This window comes from Amycolatopsis camponoti (genome assembly GCF_902497555.1).
Classification (GTDB): Bacteria; Actinomycetota; Actinomycetes; order Mycobacteriales; family Pseudonocardiaceae; genus Amycolatopsis; species Amycolatopsis camponoti.
This window is the reverse complement of sequence record NZ_CABVGP010000003.1, coordinates 548,010-564,238: the sequence shown is the minus strand read 5'-3', so window position 1 is coordinate 564,238 and position 16,229 is coordinate 548,010. Positions and strand designations below refer to the sequence as shown.

At 72.2% G+C, this 16,229-nt stretch carries 19 protein-coding genes; 6 read left to right on the top strand and 13 right to left on the bottom strand.

What is annotated here, in order from left to right; genetic code table 11:
• Positions 1–45: 45 nt before the first annotated feature.
• Together AA23TX_RS39055 and AA23TX_RS39050 are read right to left on the bottom strand one after the other, a co-directional pair.
• Positions 46–699 carry a VanZ family protein gene (locus AA23TX_RS39055; RefSeq protein WP_155547998.1) on the bottom strand — a complete coding sequence of 218 codons (654 nt, stop codon included), beginning with the start codon at positions 697–699 and terminating at the stop codon, positions 46–48.
• A gap of 260 nt (positions 700–959) precedes the next feature.
• Positions 960–1,865, bottom strand: a complete 906-nt coding sequence (locus AA23TX_RS39050; RefSeq protein ID WP_155547997.1) for a Gfo/Idh/MocA family protein — start codon at positions 1,863–1,865, stop codon at positions 960–962.
• A gap of 66 nt (positions 1,866–1,931) precedes the next feature.
• Here AA23TX_RS39050 and AA23TX_RS39045 point away from each other — a divergent pair, with 66 nt between their 5' ends.
• The 4 genes from AA23TX_RS39045 (at position 1,932) to AA23TX_RS39030 (ending at position 6,357) form a co-directional block, all read left to right on the top strand.
• A complete protein-coding gene (locus AA23TX_RS39045; protein ID WP_155547996.1) occupies positions 1,932–2,561 on the top strand; it encodes an SCO2322-related protein in 630 nt (209 codons plus the stop codon).
• The gene (locus AA23TX_RS39040; protein ID WP_196425783.1) at positions 2,551–3,612 is read left to right on the top strand and encodes a CbiQ family ECF transporter T component; all 1,062 of its coding nucleotides are present in this window, start codon (positions 2,551–2,553) and stop codon (positions 3,610–3,612) included. The genes AA23TX_RS39045 and AA23TX_RS39040 overlap by 11 nt, the downstream gene beginning before the upstream one ends.
• Positions 3,609–5,207, top strand: a complete 1,599-nt coding sequence (locus tag AA23TX_RS39035) for an ABC transporter ATP-binding protein (protein ID WP_155547995.1) — start codon at positions 3,609–3,611, stop codon at positions 5,205–5,207. The genes AA23TX_RS39040 and AA23TX_RS39035 overlap by 4 nt, the downstream gene beginning before the upstream one ends.
• A gap of 316 nt (positions 5,208–5,523) precedes the next feature.
• A complete protein-coding gene (locus AA23TX_RS39030) occupies positions 5,524–6,357 on the top strand; it encodes an ECF transporter S component family protein (RefSeq protein WP_155547994.1) in 834 nt (277 codons plus the stop codon).
• Here AA23TX_RS39030 and AA23TX_RS39025 read toward each other — a convergent pair.
• A complete protein-coding gene (locus AA23TX_RS39025) occupies positions 6,348–7,202 on the bottom strand; it encodes a 3-hydroxybutyryl-CoA dehydrogenase (protein WP_196425782.1) in 855 nt (284 codons plus the stop codon). The two genes, AA23TX_RS39030 and AA23TX_RS39025, sit on opposite strands and share 10 nt — an antisense overlap.
• 120 nt (positions 7,203–7,322) lie before the next feature.
• Complete coding sequence (locus AA23TX_RS39020; protein WP_155547992.1) at positions 7,323–7,514, bottom strand: DUF3073 domain-containing protein; 192 nt, start codon at positions 7,512–7,514, stop codon at positions 7,323–7,325.
• Positions 7,515–7,721: 207 nt separating this feature from the next.
• On the opposite strand from AA23TX_RS39020, the gene AA23TX_RS39015 reads away from it, so the two are divergent.
• A complete protein-coding gene (locus AA23TX_RS39015) occupies positions 7,722–8,618 on the top strand; it encodes a DUF8083 family protein (protein ID WP_196425781.1) in 897 nt (298 codons plus the stop codon).
• A gap of 60 nt (positions 8,619–8,678) precedes the next feature.
• Here AA23TX_RS39015 and AA23TX_RS39010 read toward each other — a convergent pair whose 3' ends face one another.
• From AA23TX_RS39010 to ygfZ, 3 genes are read right to left on the bottom strand one after another with little or no spacing between them, the layout of a single operon-like run.
• On the bottom strand, positions 8,679–9,611 hold the full coding sequence (locus AA23TX_RS39010; RefSeq protein ID WP_155547991.1) for an asparaginase: 933 nt from the start codon (positions 9,609–9,611) through the stop codon (positions 8,679–8,681).
• The gene (locus AA23TX_RS39005) at positions 9,608–10,171 is read right to left on the bottom strand and encodes an RsiG family protein (RefSeq protein WP_155547990.1); all 564 of its coding nucleotides are present in this window, start codon (positions 10,169–10,171) and stop codon (positions 9,608–9,610) included. The genes AA23TX_RS39010 and AA23TX_RS39005 overlap by 4 nt, the downstream gene beginning before the upstream one ends.
• 49 nt (positions 10,172–10,220) lie before the next feature.
• Entirely contained in the window at positions 10,221–11,351 is a 1,131-nt protein-coding gene (gene ygfZ, locus AA23TX_RS39000; protein ID WP_155547989.1) for a CAF17-like 4Fe-4S cluster assembly/insertion protein YgfZ, read from the bottom strand.
• Positions 11,352–11,382: 31 nt separating this feature from the next.
• Here ygfZ and AA23TX_RS38995 point away from each other — a divergent pair, with 31 nt between their 5' ends.
• Positions 11,383–12,231 (top strand): aminodeoxychorismate lyase, encoded by an 849-nt coding sequence (locus AA23TX_RS38995; RefSeq protein WP_155547988.1) that lies wholly within the window; start codon positions 11,383–11,385, stop codon positions 12,229–12,231.
• On the opposite strand, the gene AA23TX_RS38990 is transcribed toward AA23TX_RS38995, so the two are convergent.
• The 6 genes from AA23TX_RS38990 to AA23TX_RS38965 form a co-directional block, all read right to left on the bottom strand.
• Positions 12,210–12,629, bottom strand: coding sequence for a hypothetical protein (locus AA23TX_RS38990; protein ID WP_196425780.1), 420 nt, complete (start codon positions 12,627–12,629; stop codon positions 12,210–12,212). The genes AA23TX_RS38995 and AA23TX_RS38990 overlap by 22 nt on opposite strands.
• Positions 12,630–12,727: 98 nt before the next feature.
• A complete protein-coding gene (locus tag AA23TX_RS38985) occupies positions 12,728–13,573 on the bottom strand; it encodes a 5-oxoprolinase subunit C family protein (protein ID WP_155547987.1) in 846 nt (281 codons plus the stop codon).
• Entirely contained in the window at positions 13,570–14,166 is a 597-nt protein-coding gene (locus AA23TX_RS38980) for a 5-oxoprolinase subunit B family protein (protein WP_155547986.1), read from the bottom strand. The genes AA23TX_RS38985 and AA23TX_RS38980 overlap by 4 nt, the downstream gene beginning before the upstream one ends.
• Positions 14,167–14,170: 4 nt before the next feature.
• Positions 14,171–14,785 (bottom strand): heme-binding beta-barrel domain-containing protein, encoded by a 615-nt coding sequence (locus AA23TX_RS38975; RefSeq protein WP_155547985.1) that lies wholly within the window; start codon positions 14,783–14,785, stop codon positions 14,171–14,173.
• Between the two features lie 251 nt (positions 14,786–15,036).
• The gene (locus AA23TX_RS38970) at positions 15,037–15,348 is read right to left on the bottom strand and encodes a DUF1416 domain-containing protein (protein ID WP_196425779.1); all 312 of its coding nucleotides are present in this window, start codon (positions 15,346–15,348) and stop codon (positions 15,037–15,039) included.
• Entirely contained in the window at positions 15,348–16,184 is an 837-nt protein-coding gene (locus AA23TX_RS38965) for a sulfurtransferase (protein WP_155547983.1), read from the bottom strand. The genes AA23TX_RS38970 and AA23TX_RS38965 overlap by 1 nt, the downstream gene beginning before the upstream one ends.
• Positions 16,185–16,229: the final 45 nt, after the last annotated feature.

Genomic DNA, 16,229 nt, shown 5'->3' with positions numbered 1-16,229 from the left:
CGAAACGGGCTCTACCCGGCCATCTTGGCACGGCTCGCAAGCGGTTTACTGGCGTTCCGGGTGGGCGACGGCCGCGTAGCGCGTGTCCCAGACCGAACGCGGGACCCGCATCCTGAGCGGGGCTTCGCAGATCGTCCGGCGTTGCGCCGGAATCGTGACGGGCACCGGCGGCGGCGGGTCGAGCGCCCGCCAGCCGCGACGGCTGAGGGCCGCGCCGAGCGTGGCGCCCGCCGTGTTGAGCAGGACGTCGTCGGTCGAGGTCACACGGCCGGTATGGATCAGATATTGCGTACCTTCCACCAGCACGGACGCGACCAGCGCGGCCAGCGCGATCCGCAGCAGGGTGCGCAGGCGGCGCATCCTCAACGGCAGCAAGGCGCCGAGCGGGCACAGCAGCAGGACGTTGCCGATCACTTGCCAGAGTGACCCGTCGTCGCTGAAGGCCGCGGTGATGTCGGCGCCGGGAACGAGGTCGAGCGTGCTCACGCCGGAGGTGCCGACGGGCATCGTGACCAGGCACAACACCAGGAATGCGACGAGGAATGCGGCGCTGTCGACGCCGGCTGTCGCGGTCGCGTAGCGGGCGGGCAGTCTTCGCCGCCGTCGAGCCGCGAGCAGTGGCCAGCCGAGCAGCGCGTACGGCAGCGCGATGGCCGAAACCGGAATCATCCCCCAGAAGGCGCGCAGCAAGGCTTCCATGCGCCTCCTCTCTCGAACCCCTCAAGAAACTTCGATGCGCGTGCCCTCCCAAGATCACCTTCGCATCACAAGATCGTCTCGGCAGTCCGAGCAGACCGCACTATTCGGTGATCTTTCCGGTGGCGCGACGAAGGTTCCCGTGGTTCGGTCGGGAGGCGCACCGTCCACAGTGGATCCTGTGGACAACCCTGTGGATGAATTCGGGGAGTTTGTGAGGAAGCCTTACTTCACAACGTAAACCCGCGATGCGGGCCTGTGTACTACTCGGCCAGCGTCCGGGCCTGCTCGAGGAGGTTCTGCAGGTGCAGACCACGGCGGACGTCGCACGGGTGCGTCGTGGTGCCGCTGGCGATCATCGCCGCGAAGTCGTCCAGCAGCGCGGTGTAGGACTCCTGCGCCGTGCCCGGTTTGCGCCCGAGCGTCCGATAACCGTGCTGTCCCCAGACGGCGACCTCGACCACGGTCGGCTGCACCGGCAGCCGCAGCGACAGCGTCGCGGTGCTGACCACGCCGTTCTCGTGCGCCAGCATCAGGTGCCAGAGGTCGCCGGGGCTCTGCCGGGCCGCCACGACCTCGGTGATCGGGCCGAGCGCGGCGTCCAGCATGTCCAGCGCGTGCGGGCCGATGTCGAACAACGCGCCGCCGTCGTCCTGACGCCACTCCGAAGCGGCGTACTGGCCGCCGAGCAGGGCGCCGGACAGCCAGCGTGCGCCCCCGCCGGCCCAGCCGCCCGCCTGGGCGAGGTCCGCGAGCCAGTCCTGGGTCTGCGCGGAGTACCGCAAGGTCAGCACGACGAGTGCGGCGACGTCCGCGGCCGCGACGGCGTCCGCGAGCCGCTGCGCACCGGCGAGGTCGGCGGCGATCGGCTTCTCCAGGATCAGGTGCTTCCCGGCTTCGGCCGCGCGCACGCCCAGCTCGGCCTGTACCGACGGCGGAACGGCCAGCGCGACCGCGTCCACCTGCTCGAACAGCTCCTCGACGCTGCTCGCGGTGGCCGCGCAGTGCGTGTCCGCAAGCGTTTGCGCGGCCTCGGGCCGCCGGGCCCAGACCGCGGTCAGCGCCGTGCCGGGGTGATCCGCCAGGCCGGGCGCGTGGATGGTCGTCGCCCACGGGCCGGCACCGATCAGGCCGACGCGCAGCTGTCCGTCCGCGATGAGCTGTCCCACGAGCCGCAGTCTAGGTGTGTCGCTCGTCGCGCCGGAACCGCGTCCGCGGCTGGTTATGGTTCTCGCATGATCGCCGCGCGCTTCGCCCGTTTCTCCGCTGCCTCTGCCCTGCTGCTGGGGGCGTGCCTCGCCGGGGCCGCTCCCGCGTCGGCGACGGGGACCGAGGGGTCCTGCGCCGAGGGTGCCGGGGTCACGGTGGTCGTCGACTTCGGCGACCTGGGCCCGCAGCCGCTGATCCGCTGCGCGCCCGGCACGCCCGCGAACGGCATCGCGGCCCTGCAGGAAGCCGGCGTCGACGTCGCCGGCTCGCAGAAGTACGGCCTCGCCGTGGCCTGCCGGATCGACGGCAAGCCGGGTCCGGACGTCGAGTCGTGCGCGGGGATGCCGTCGGCGACGGCGTACTGGAGCTACTGGCACGCGAAGCCCGGCGGCACGTGGGAGTCGAGCCAGGAAGGCGCGCAGACGTCGAAGCCGGTCGCGAACGGCTTCGAGGGCTGGGCGTTCGCGCGGCCGAAGTCGGCGAACGACCTGCCGGCGCCGCCTCGCGTCGCGCCGGTCCGGCAGGCGGCCTCTCCCGCGCAGGCACCCGCCGAGCAGGGCAGCTCGTTCCCCTGGGGCCTGGTCATCGGGGCCGTCGTGATCGTGGTGGTCGCCGGCGCCGGGATCGTCGTCGCCCGTCGCCGGCGTGCGCAGTAGGGCGCTGCACCCCGGCGCCTGGTGGGTCTGGGCGCTCGCGCTGGCCGTCGCCGCGAGCCGGACGACGAACCCGCTGCTGCTCGGCCTGATCATCGCCATCGCGGGTTTCGTGGTCGCGAACCGGCGGAGTGACGCGCCGTGGGCGCTGGCGTTCCGGCTCTACGCGTACGTCGGCGCGCTGATCGTCGCGTCGCGCGTGCTGTTCCGGATCCTGGTCGGCGGCGAGGACGGCGGCCACGTGCTCCTCGCGCTGCCCCGGATCCCGCTGACCGCCGGGTTGTCGCTGCTCGGGCCGACGTCGGCGGAGGCGCTCCTCGGCGGGTTCTACGACGGCCTGCGGCTGGCCACAATGGTCGTCTGCGTCGGCGCGGCGAACGCCCTGGCCAACCCGAAACGCCTGCTCAAGGCGGTTCCGGGGGCCCTGTACGAGGTGGGTACGGCGGTCACGGTGGCGCTGACCGTGGCGCCGCAGCTCGTCGAGAGCGTCCAGCGCGTGCGACGCGCCCGGCGGCTGCGGGCGGGGCGGACTCGCGGGCTGCGGGCGGTGAAGGGCATCGTGGTGCCGGTGCTGGAGGACGCGATGGACCGGTCGCTGCGGCTCGCGGCCGCGATGGACTCCCGGGGCTACGGGCGCCGGGCGTACCTGAGCCCCGGCGTGCGGGCGCTGATCGCTTCTTGCGTCCTGTTCGGGCTGGTGGGCGTGTGCGTCGGCGTCTACGGCGTGCTCGACGGGACGTCGTCGTGGCTCGGCGTGCCGCTGCTGGCGGTGGGCCTGGCGGTGGCGGTCGTGGGGTTCGTCCTCGGCGGACGGCGCGTGCGGCGGACGGCGTACCGGCCGGACCCGTGGGGGTGGCCGGAGACACTGGTCGTGCTGGCCGGGGTGGCGTCGTGCGTTTCGCTTTTCCTGTTCGCTCAGGTCGATCCGGCGAACCTGTACCCGTCGTTGAGCCCGTTGCGGTGGCCGGAGGTCTCCTTGCTCCACGTGGTTTCCCTGCTCATCGCGGTGGTGCCCGCGTTCGTGGCGCCTCGTCCTCCCGGGGTGGTCCGGTGATCGAGTTTTCGCGGGTCACGGTGACCTACCCGGACGCCTCGCGGCCGGTGCTTTCGGACGTCTCGTTGCTGGTCGAGGAGGGTGAGCTGTGCCTGGTCGCGGGGCCGACCGGGGCCGGCAAGTCGACTTTTCTCGGCGCGATCAACGGGCTCGTCCCGCACTTCACCGGCGGACGTCTGTCCGGGCGGGTGCTGGTGAACGGGCTGGACACCGCTTCGTACCCGCCGCGTGAGCTGGCTTCGGTCGTCGGGGTTGTCGGGCAGGACCCGCTTTCGGGGTTCGTGACCGACACCGTCGAGGAGGAGCTGGCGTACGCGATGGAGCAGCTCGCGGTGGCGCCGGACGTCATGCGCAAGCGCGTCGAGGAAACCCTGGACCTGCTGGGGATCGCGGAGCTGCGCAACCGTCCACTTCGGACTTTGTCGGGCGGGCAGCAGCAGCGCGTCGCGATCGGCTCGGTGCTGACGGCGCACCCGTCCGTCGTGGTGCTCGACGAGCCGACGTCGGCGCTGGACCCGACGGCGGCCGAGGAGGTGCTGGCGGCGATCACCCGGCTGGTGCACGACCTCGGGACGACGGTGGTCGTCGCGGAGCACCGGATGGAGCGGGTGGCGCAGTACGCGGACCGGGTGCTGTACCTGCCGGGCGACGGTTCGGTGCGGTCCGGGCCGCCGTCGGAGATCTTGGCGACGTCGTCGATCGCGCCGCCGATCGCCGAGCTGGGACGGCTGGCGGGGTGGTCGCCGTTGCCGCTGTCGGTGCGGGACGCTCGCCGGGTCGCGGGCCCCTTGCGATCTCGGCTTCAGAAATTGTCGGTGGTGAGTCGTACCCTCTCGGTGACCGGTCAAGCACTGGACGTGAGAGGGGTGGTGGTCCGATACGGAGATGTCCTGGCGGTGCGCGGGGTGGACCTGCGTGTCGGGCAGGGGGAAGTGATCGCGCTGATGGGACGCAACGGCTCCGGCAAGTCGTCGCTTCTCTGGGCGGTGCAGGGCAGCGGCCCGAGGTCGGCGGGGAAGGTCGACGTCGGTGGCGCGGATCCCGCGTCGCTCAAGCCACGAGTGGCCCGTCAGCGCGTCGGGCTGGTCCCGCAGACCCCGGCCGACCTGCTGTACCTCGATTCGGTCGACGCCGAGTGCGTACAGGCCGACACCGAATCGGAGGTCCCGGCGGGAACGGCCCGGGCCCTGCTGGACCGGCTGGCCCCCGGGATAGCCGGTGAAGCGCACCCCGGCGACCTCTCGGAAGGGCAGCGACTGGCGCTGGTGCTGGCGATCCAGCTGGCATCGGCCCCACCGGTCGTGCTGCTCGACGAGCCCACCCGCGGCCTGGACTACCACGCGAAAAGGCGCTTCGCGTCGACCCTGCGAGAGCTGGCCTCGCAGGGCCACGCGGTAGTGCTGGCCACCCACGACGTCGAGTTCGTGGCCACGGTGGCGCACCGCGTGGTGGTGCTGGCCGAGGGCGAGGTGGTCGCGGACGGCCCGACGAAGGAGGTGATCGTCGCGTCGCCGGCGTTCGCCCCGCAGGTGGCGAAGATCCTGGCACCGGAGCAGTGGCTGACGGTGGACGAGGTAGCGGAAGCCCTGGCATGAGGAGGGCGGCGGAGGGGAGGGGGCGGGCGGGCGGGGGCCGGGAGGTGCCGGTGGTTTCGCGGCAGCCGGCGCGCGGGTTCGTGCGGCCTGGTGTCGCTTCGTGCCCGGCTGTGTCCGACGGTGGGTCGCGCGCACTGGCGCTCGGCGATGCCTCGCCGAGCGGCACGGATCGGGCCGATCGGCCGGCCGCGGTCGCCGGGCAGCACCTCGCGTCGGCACCCTCGCACTTCGCGTCGAGCGTTGGCCCGCGGTCCGCCTTCCGGCGCCGACCGCGTGGCCGTGACTCGTGGCCGGCGCGACCAGCGGTGGTTGCGGCATGAGCGACTTCCTCGGGCCGCCGCCCCGCGCCGTCCGGATCGCCCTCCGACCCGCGCTGGTCCTCGGCGTCGCGTCCGTCCTCGGCCTCGCCATGTTCTGCTGGCCCCTCTTCGCTCACCCCGCGCCGAGCGAAGCCGCGCACACCGCCGATGCCCCTTTCGTCTTCATGGCGACCCTGCCGGTGCTGATCCTCGTCGTCCTCGCGGAACTCTCGCGTGGGGGCATCGATGCCAAAGCGCTCGCCCTGCTCGGGGTGCTTTCGGCGGTCAACGCTGGCCTGCGGCCGCTCGGGGCCGGGACCGGGGGTATCGAGCTCGTGTTCTTCCTGCTCGTGCTCGCCGGGCGGGTGTTCGGGCCCGGCTTCGGGTTCGTGCTCGGCTCGACTTCGCTCTTCACCAGCGCGCTGCTCACCGCCGGGGTCGGGCCGTGGCTGCCGTTCCAGATGCTCGCGTCCTCGCTCATCGGGCTCGGCGCCGGGCTCTTGCCGCGGAAAACGCGCGGCAAGACAGAAATCGCGATGCTCGTGGCGTACGGCGTCTTCGCCGCCTACTTCTTCGGGCTCCTCATGAGCCTCTGGTCATGGCCGTTCCTCGCCGGAACCAGCGTCGGCGCCACCGCGGGCCTCGGGTTCGTCCCCGGTGCGCCGCTCGCCGACAACCTCCACCGGTTCGCGGTGTTCACCGTCCTGACCTCGACCCTCGGCTGGGACACCGGCCGCGCGGTCACCAACGCCGTCGCGATCGTCCTGCTGGGTCCGGCCGTCCTGGCCGTGCTGCGGCGCGCGGCCCGGCGGGCTGCCTTCGACGCGCCCGTGGGATTCGGTCAGCCGTAGGAGTAGAAGCCGCGGCCGCTCTTCTTGCCCAGCAGGCCCGCGTCCACCATGCGCAGCAGCAGCGGCGGCGACGAGTACAGCGGCTCCTTGAACTCCGCGTACATCGAGTCCGCGATGGCCTTGATCGTGTCCAGCCCGATCAGGTCGGACAGGCGCAGCGGGCCCATCGGGTGGGCGGTGCCCAGCTCCATGCCGCGGTCGATGTCCTCGGCCGACGCGAAGCCCGACTCGATCATGCGGATCGCGGAAAGCAGGTACGGCACCAGCAGCGAGTTCACGATGAACCCGGCGCGGTCCTGCGAACGGATGACGGTCTTGCCCAGCGCCGTCGTCGCGTGCTCCTCGGCGCGGCGGGCCGTCTCCTCGCTGGTCAGCAGCGAGGGCACCAGCTCGACCAGCGGCAGCACCGGCACGGGGTTGAAGAAGTGGATGCCGACCACCTGCTGCGGCCGGCTCGTCGCCATGCCCAGCTTCATGATCGGGATCGACGACGTGTTGGACGCGAACAGCGCGTCCTCCGCCTCGACGATCTTGTCGAGCTGGCGGAAGACGTCGACCTTCGCCTGCTCCTGCTCGAGGATCGCCTCGATGACCAGTTCGCGGTCGGCGAACTCGGCGATGTCCGTCGTGAAGCGGAGGCGGCTCAGCGCCGACTCGGCGTCCTCGGGGGTGAGCTTGCCGTTCTTGACGCCGCGTTGCAGCGACTTCTCGATCCGGGCCTTGCCCGCGTCGAGTGCCGGCTGGTTCACCTCGGTGACCACGACGTCCACTCCGGACCGGGCGTGCACCTCGGCGATACCGGACCCCATGAGGCCCGCTCCGACGACTCCAACCCGACTTACCACCGGCTCACTCCTTCATCGGCTTCCCAGCCCCGCATCGGCGGACCGTGGGCAGCACACAGCGCGCGAGGGCGGTCGCCGGAGTTTGTAGGTCCGGCTATGCCCTCGCGCGGTTACGCGTGCTCAACGACGGTACTCGCCGTACCCGTCGTCGTACGGGTCGTCTTGATCATCGCTATCGGCTTCCTCGTAGTGACCACTAGAGGAACCAGTCGACAGCTCGCGCTGCAAAGCATCGAAGTCGGTCTCGTGCGAGCTGTACTTGAGCTCGCGCGCCACCTTCGTCTGCTTGGCCTTAGCCCGGCCGCGCCCCATGGCTCGACCCCCTCGCACAGGGGCGGGGCGGCCGGGGGAATCGGCGGCCCCGCATCGTCTCGACAATTCTTTCCTGCTCACACCGTACCGTGTCCGGGGGGTTCGATGCGACGTGGCACGGTGTGCCGGTCGCGACAGTGTCCGCCGGACGCCGGTTACCGGCCGGTCGGTGGCGATCGACGCAGGTAGGCGTGCCACGATCTACTCGTGCTCCGTCCCTTCGTGGCCTACTTGCGGGTGTACGAGCCCCTGCTCGCCCTGGGCGAGCCGCCGGACGAACGGCTGCGTGCGGCCGTCGCGGCGGCCAAGCTGCGACGCACCGACGCGGGGGCGCGCGAGCAGGCCATGTGGCTCAAGTCACAGGTCGCCGCGCCGCGGCGGCTGCTGCCCGCCGAGCTCGCCGACGGGCGTCCGGCACCGAGCCTGCTGACCGACGTCCTGGTGCTCGCGGCCGAGGACGTGCCGGAGGGCAAGGAAGAGCACGGGCCGTTCGTGTGCCCGCTGGAGCTGCGGGCCCGCTCGGCCGCCGCACTGGTCACCTTCATCGGCGACGCGCACCCCGCGCTGAAGAACGTCGTCCTCGACGAGGGCGGCTTCACCCAGGAGACGATCCGCGCGCGGACGAAGTCGGCGCTGACGGACCTGAGCACGTCGGCGGCGCACACGCTATCGACGACCTGGACCGTCCCGCTGCCGTGGTTCGTGCTGATCGACCCCGACGAGCGCCGGCTGGTGCTCGGCGGCGGCCGCGACGCCCCGGAGCGCGAGGTCTCCTGGCGCGCCACCCTCGCCGACGCGCAGCACCGGGCGCGTGAGGCCGGCGAGCTGCTGGAGCAGACGTTCGGTGACTCCGGGCCGGGGCGCGTGCTGTTCGAGACGCGGCGGTGGCTGGACAACTTCCACCCGGACTCGGTGGTCGAGCTCGACTACGGCGGGCTGGTGCAGCTGTTCGCCGACCCGATCCTGGAGGCCGACAACACCGCCGACGAGGTCCACGACATCCTGGACGCGCTGCGCTCGGGCAACGTCGAGGAGCTGGCCGAGCTGTTCTCCGACCTGCGCGAGTTCTGGGGCGACCTGGCGTCCCGCGAACGCTCGAACTAGCCGCCCGCCGGGCTCCCGAAACTGTCGGTGTCCGCCGGTAGCGTGGAAAACGGGGGCTGCTCAGCGCAGCTCCGGGACCCGCACCTCACCGACCGGGCGGCCGCCGCCGAGCACCGAACCGTGGGCCAAGCCGTCGAGCCTCGAAACGTCCACACCCAGGTAACGCAACGCCTCGACGGCCAGGGGCGCGCACGCCCGCTTGTTGCCGTCGTCGATCTTCACCGCCATCGCGAACCCGTCCGGGAGCGCGAACGCGTGGACGCCCTCCGCGCCGCCCTTGGACACCAGACCGTCCACGGCGGACATCAGGTCCGTGTCCTCGCGGCCGGTACCCGCCACCAGCCACGGGTGCGCGCGCATCGCCGAGGCCACCGCCTGCGCCGGCCCGTCCGGCGCGGCGGCCACGCGGCCGAACGCCCGGGCCAGCGCCGTCAGGGAAAACGCGAACAGCGGCGCGCCACAGCCGTCGACACCCGTGTGGGCGATCGGCTCGCCGGTCAGGACGGACACGGCCGCCGCGATCGCCTGCTGGAGCGGGTGGTCCGGGGACTCGTAGCCGGACGTCGGCCAGCCGGCGCGCACGCACGTCGTCAGCATCGCCGTGTGCTTGCCCGAGCAGTTCATCATCACGCGCCGCGGCTCGGCGGCGTCGCGCATGCTCGGCACGTGCAGCGGGAAGTCGGGCGGGCACGCGAGGTCGTCTTCCTGCAGCCCGGCGGCCTGCAGCAGCTCCAGGACCCGCTTGACGTGCATGGGCTCGCCGGAGTGCGACGCGCACGCCAGCGCCAGGTCCTCGCCCGTGAAGTCCAGGCCGGACCGCAGCATCCCGACGGCCTGCAGCGGCTTGTTGGACGAGCGCGGGAAGACCGGGGAAGTCACGTCGCCGAGGGCCAGGCGCGCGTCGCCTTCGGGGCCGGTGATCACGAGCGCGCCGCGGTGGACGCTTTCGACGAACCCGGAACGGACGACTTCGGCGAGGACGGGGTTCGTCACTCGCCGTGCCCGCCTTCGCTCTCCAGCAGCTCGTCCACAGTGGCCGAACCCTGCTGGTAGCGCTTCGCGATCTCCGCGTTGAACGCGTCCATCACGCCCTGGACCTCGCGCCGGAAGGACGACACCGACAGCTCTTCGCTGGCGTAGGTGTCCAAAGCGGAGGCGAGCTTCTCGTCCGTCAGGGACTCGACGTCGGTGAGATCGGTGTCGCCGATCAGGGCCTCGGCGTGCCGGCGGTGCTCTCCGGCGCGCGACGGCTCGAGCTGCTGGTGACGTCCGGAACCGGCGGCCGGGCCCAGCGCGTTGTCCGCCAGGATCGTGGCCAGCTGGTCGACGATGCTCGACTCGCCGCCGGAGCTGCGCCGCGCCTGCTCGGCGCGGACGATGTCGATCCGGGCGTGCAGGAGACGGCGCAGGTAGGACAGGTCCGTCTCTTCCTGCGCGGCTTCGTCGCGCCGCTCGCGCAGCACCTTCAGCGGCAGTTCACCCAGGCCGCTGAGGTACCCCGGGCCGAGCACGCGGTCGATCCGCCGCCTGCCGCCGGGCCGCACTTCGATCACAGCGCAGTTTATCCCGGTTGAGCGTGATCTCGCTGTCAGGGGCTTTCGTTCAGCCACGAAGTTGCGCCGCCGCCGCGCGGCCCGGCGCGGGCTGCTCCGACGGGACGGAGTCGGGGTCGATCGCCGCCTGGACCAGGTTGTCCTCCGAGCCCGCCAGCAGCTCGGCGCCCACCGGAGTAGACCGCTTGACCAGCGCCAACGCGATCGGCCCCAGCTCGTGGTGCTGGATCACCGTGCCGATCCGGCCGACGGTCCGGCCGTCGAGCAGCACCGGGTCGCCGGTTTCCGGTCTGATCTCGGGCGAACCGTCCAGGTGCAGCAGGAGCAGGTTGCGCGGCGGGCGTCCCACGTTGTGGACTTTCGACACCGTCTCCTGGCCGCGGTAGCAGCCCTTCGCGACGTGCGCGGCCGAGCCGACCCAGCCCACCTCGTGCGGGATCGTGCGGTCGTCGGTGTCCACTCCCAGCCGCGGCCGCAGCGACTCGACGCGCAGCGCGTCGAACACCCAGCTGCCGGCCGCGCGGGCCCCCGCGTCGGTGAGGCGCTTCCACCAGTCCACCAGCGACGCGCGCGGAACCGCCAGGTCGACGCTCGACCGGCCCGGCCACGGCATCCGCCGCGCGAAGCCGCCACCCGGCAGCGCCGCGACCGCGTACGGCTCGGGGCCGACCTCGGCGCCGGCCGCGCTCAGCACGCGCTCGGCGTCCGGGCCGAGCACGGTGAGCAGGGCCAGCTCGTCCGTCGCGTCGCGGATGTCCACCTTGGACCAGAACTTCATGGCTTCGAGGTACTCGCGCAGCGTCTGCGGACCGCCCTTGGGCAGCGCGCTCGTGACGCTCGTGCCCGGGTCGGTGTCGAGGTAGACGGTGCCGTCGAGGTGCGCGACCACCATGTGCGTCTCGACGCGGCCCTGGCTGTCGAGCACCAGCGCCTCGGTGCCGGTTCCCTCGGCCAGCTCGGTCACGTGCTGCGAGATCACCAGGTGCAGCCACGAAAGCCGCTCTTCGCCGGAGACGGCGAGGACCTCGCGGTGCGACCGGTCGATCACGACCACGCCGCGCGACGCCGTGCGCTGCTCCGCGAACGGGTCTCCCCAGTGCCAGGGCACTCCGGCTTCCGGGTGGTCGTCAGGCGGAGGGATGGATCCGGGCACGTCCAGCAGCGGCGAGCGGTACGGCATACCGCCCAGCCTAGGTGAGTACCGTGTCGGCATGCGCGTGCTCGTCTTCCTCGACGGAACCCCGGCCGACCCCGACGCCGCCCAGATCAAGGTCGACGACCTCGGTCTGCTGCGCGGCGACGGCGTCTTCGAGACGATCCTCGTCGTCGACGGCAAGCCCCGCGAACTGCGTCCGCACCTCGAGCGGCTCGCCCGCTCGGCCGCCATGCTCGACCTGCCCGAGCCCGACCTGAGCGCGTGGGAACGGGTCGTTTCGCTGGTGCTCGAAAGGTGGTCCGGCAGCGCCGAAATGGCGCTGAAACTGGTGTACACCAGGGGTTCCGACGGCGACCCCGGCGCCGGCCCGACCGGGTTCGCGCTCGGTTCGGAGGTCTCGCCGTCGATCTTGCGGGCCCGCGCCGAGGGCGTCGCCGCGATCACCCTCGAACGCGGTTTCCCGCCGGACCTCGCCGAGCGCGCGCCCTGGCTGCTGCTCGGCGCGAAGCCGCTGTCGTACGCGGTGAACATGGCCGCGGTGCGCGAAGCCGGCCGCCGCGGCGCCGAAGATGTGATTTTCACCGCCGCCGACGGCTCGGTGTTCGAAGGGCCGACGTCGACCGTGGTGCTGGCGAAGGGCCGGACGCTCTACACACCGCCGTCGAGCATCGGCATCCTGCCGGGCACGACGCAGGCCGCGCTGTTCCGCGGGGCCGAGAAGGCGGGCTGGGTGGTCAAGGTGGAGCCGCTGACCGTCCGCGACCTGGTCGACGGCGACGGCGTCTTCATGGCGTCGAGCGTGCGCAAGCTGACCCGGGTGCACACGCTGGACGGCGAGCGGCTGCCGGACTCGTCGGCCGGGTACGCCGAGCTGGTGGCGGCCTACGAGAGCGAATACGCCTGAGTGATCCGCACGATCGCCGGCGCGACCTCCTCGGCGCGGTAGGCGGCGATCTTGTGGTGCCCGTCGATGATCAGCTCGCGGTCGCCGTCGGCCAGCACGACCGCGACCGGGCGGTGGCCGGTGCGGATGGCGGTCCGGTAGTAGCCGACGCGGGCCTCGTCGGAGGGCGGCCAGACGTCGGTGGGGGTGAGCAGCTGGTCCTCGGCCAGCCGTTCGGGGCCGCTCACGCGGTAGTCGCCGTCGACGAGCAGGTCGAGGACCGGGCCGAGCGTGGTGGCGAGCGGGCGGCGCAGCTGACCGGTGGCCAGCGCGATCCGCAGCGACTGGGGCAGCTCCGCCCGTGCTCGCGCGTTCACGTCCAGGAAACCCGTGCCACCGCTGATCGTCACCTTCTCCACGCCTATGAGGACGGGCGGCGGCGCGACAAGGTTCCAGCTCTCACGCGGACGGGTGCACGGCGTGACCCGGGTCTCACTCGCGTGGCGGTACAGGACTTTCAGGACATCCGGAACCGCACCCGGGTGCCCGGCCGGGCCTGCGCGAGCGCGCTCAGCGCACCGGCCCGGACGACGGCCGCGACGGGGTAGCCGCCGGTGGTCGGGTGGTCGGCGAGGAACACCACCGGCAGCCCGCTCGGCGGCACCTGGATCGCCCCGGTGACCACGCCCTCGCTGGGCAGTTCGCCCTCGACGGCCCGCCGCAACGGCGTCCCGTCGAGGCGCAGGCCGACGCGGTTCGACTCGGCCGTGACCGTCCACCACGCCGACAGCCCGCCGGCCGGGTCGTCGAGCCAGTCGTCACGGGGGCCGAGCGTCACCGGGACGACCAGGTCGGCCGGCGCGGGACTCGGCACGACGACGTCCGCGCCCGCCGGGATCCCGGGTTCGCCGAGCGGCAGCACGTCGCCGGCGCGAAGCGGCGGCGGGCCGATGCCCGACAGGACGTCCGACGAGCGGCTGCCCAGCACCTCGTCCACCGCGATCCCGCCGGAAACCGCCAGGTAGCAGCGCAAGCCGGCCGACGGCGAGCCGACCGACACCGTCTGGCCGGCCCGCACCGGCACCGGCACGTGGGACCCGACGGGCCGGCCGTCGACCGAAACCGGGACGGCCGGACCGGTCACCGCGACCGTCGCCGAGGCCGTGAACCGCACCGACGGGCCGCCGAGCAGGGCTTCGATCCCGGCGGCCCCCTCGGAGTTGCCCACCAAGCGGTTCGCCAGCCGCAGCGACGCCGTGTCGAGCGCCCCGGACGGCGCGACGCCGAGGTGCGCGTAGCCGGGCCGGCCCAGGTCCTCGACCAGCGCGTACCGCCCGGGGTCGACGACTTCGACGGACCTCATCGGACGGCCCGGAAGCGGACGCGGTCGCCCGGCGCGAACAGCGCGGGCGGGGCGGCGTGCGGGTCGAACAGCGTCGCCGAGGTGTGCCCGAGCAAGCGCCAGCCACCCGGGGACGCACGCGGGTAGACGCCGGTGAACTCGCCGGCGATCCCGACCGACCCGGCCGGGACGCGGGTGCGCGGAGACTCGAGCCGCGGCTGCCGCAGTTCCGGGGGAAGCCCGGTCAGGTAGCCGAACCCGGGCGCGAACCCGGTGAACGCGACGGTGTAGACGGCCTGGGTGTGCAGCTCGGCGACCGCGTCCGTGGAGACCCCGGCGTCCGAGGCGATCAGGGAAAGGTCCTCGCCGTCGTAGCGGACGTCGAGGGTGACTTCGCGGGGCTCGCCGGCCGGCGGGTGCGTCAGGTCGGCGCCGTCCAGCAGTGCTTTGACGGCGGCCACCCCGCCGACGACGAGCAGGCTGCGGGCGCCGGGCACGAGGTCGACGACGGCGGCGGGACGCGCGGCGAGGACCGTGGCGTGGGCCGCCCGCATCTGGTCGAGCGAGTCGCAGTCGAGCAGGGCGGCGTCCTCGCCACAGCGCCGCCAGCGCACGGCGTCAGCCGACGACGCGGCGCAGCAGGGCCGAGGTGTGCGGTTGCATCTCCTGGCCCATCATGGCGCGCTCCTCGACGTAGCCGAGGGAGCCTTCGATGAGGCCGTACAGCCGCTGGGCCGCGGTGACGTCCTTGGCCGTGGCCGTGCGGATCACCGCGTCGGTGCCGAGCTCCCAGGACGTCTGGGTGCGCGGCTTGCCGTAGTACAGCTCGACGATGCCGGTGTTGTGGGTGAGCAGCAGCTCGATCGTGTCGTCCGCCTGCGGCCGCCAGAACCCGGACTCGCGGGCGGCGGGACGGATGACGTTGCCGTCGTCGTCCAGCAGCCACGCGCGGGCCTCGTGGACGAGGAACGGGCGGCCGTCGTGGGAGATCGTCAGCTGCTGCGCGAACTTGCGCGGGCCTTCGATGGTCGGGTAGTCGACCTCGCCCTCACCGCGCCAGACGCCGACGAGCGGCAGCAGCGCGAGGCAGGCTTCGTTGAGGTCCGGCCCCTCACGCAGGTTCGCGGTGTCGTTCGGGATGGGCAGGTCGTCCCACAGCGGGAGGTTGCGCGCGCGGGTGCTTTCCGCGCGGATCTCCGCTGCCACGATGGCGTCGTCGCCGCTGGCACTCATCGGTCAGCGCTGGTCCGCGTACAGGCGGTAGACGACGTACACGGCGAACCAGGTGATCGCGACGCCGGCCAGCACCAGCAAAGTCGTAAACAGAGCTTCCACGCCCAGCAGGATAGTCCGCCGCCGCTCACCGGGCCCGGTGCAGGGTCGCCGCGGTGAGCACGGTCACCGCGAGCAGGACTCCGGAAAGCCGTGAAGGCCACCTCCAGGAACTCAAAGTTCCTCAAGGTGGCCTTCACGAAGTACGCGAGTCAGGCGACGGAGATGGCCAGCTGGTGCAGGCCCGGACCCTCCGCCGTCACGGACGCTTCGCCGTTGCCGGTGCGGTGCAGTGCGCGCACCGTCCACTCGCCCGGCGCGGCGTAGAAGCGGAAGTCGCCGTCGGCCGAGGAGACCACCTCGCCGGTGAAGTCGCCGCCGCCGTCCAGGAGGCGGACGAACGCGCCGCCGACCGGGCCGTCCGCGCCCGTCACCTTGCCCGCGAGCACGACCTGGCCCTTGGTGTCGTAGTCCGCCGGCGTGGCCTCCTGGACCGGTGCGCCGCAGCTGTCGTCGACCGCCATCACTTCGCTCCCAACTCGACCGGCACGCCGACCAGCGAGCCGTATTCCGTCCACGAACCGTCGTAGTTCTTCACGTCCTCGTGGCCGAGCAGCTCGTGGAGCGCGAACCACGCGATGGACGAACGCTCGCCGATGCGGCAGTAGGCGATGGTGCCCTTGCCCGCGTCGATGCCCTGCTCCTTGTAGAGCTCGTCGATCTCGGCCTCGGTCTTGAAGGTGCCGTCCTCGTTGGCGACCTTCGCCCACGGCACGTTCAGCGCGCCCGGGATGTGGCCGGGCACCTGGGACTGCTCCTGCGGCAGGTGCGCCGGGGCGAGCAGCTTGCCGGAGAACTCGTCCGGCGACCGGACGTCGACGAAGTTCTTCGCGCCGATGGACTGGACGACCTCGTCGCGGAACGCGCGCAGGGAGAGGTCCTGGTCCTTGGCCTTGTAGTCGGTGGTGTCGCGCTTGACCTCGTCGGAGTTCAGCTCGCGGCCGTCGAGCTCCCACTTCTTGCGCCCGCCGTCGAGCAGCTGGACGTTCTCGTGGCCGTAGAGCTTGAAGTACCAGTACGCGTAGGCGGCGAACCAGTTGTTGTTGCCGCCGTAGAGGATCACGCGGTCGTCGTTCGAGATGCCCTTCTCCGACAGGAGCTTCTCGAAGCCCTCCTTGGAGACGAAGTCGCGGCGCACCCCGTCCTGCAGGTCCTTGCGCCAGTCGAACTTCACCGCGCCCCGGATGTGGCCTCCGTCGTACGCGGTGGTGTCCTCGTCGACCTCGGCGAACACGACGCCGGGGGTGTCCAGGTTCTCCTCGGCCCACTGGGTGGTGACCAGGACGTCTTCACGGCTCATGAGAACAGAACTCTCTTTCTGGATCGGATCAACACAGCGGCGCGA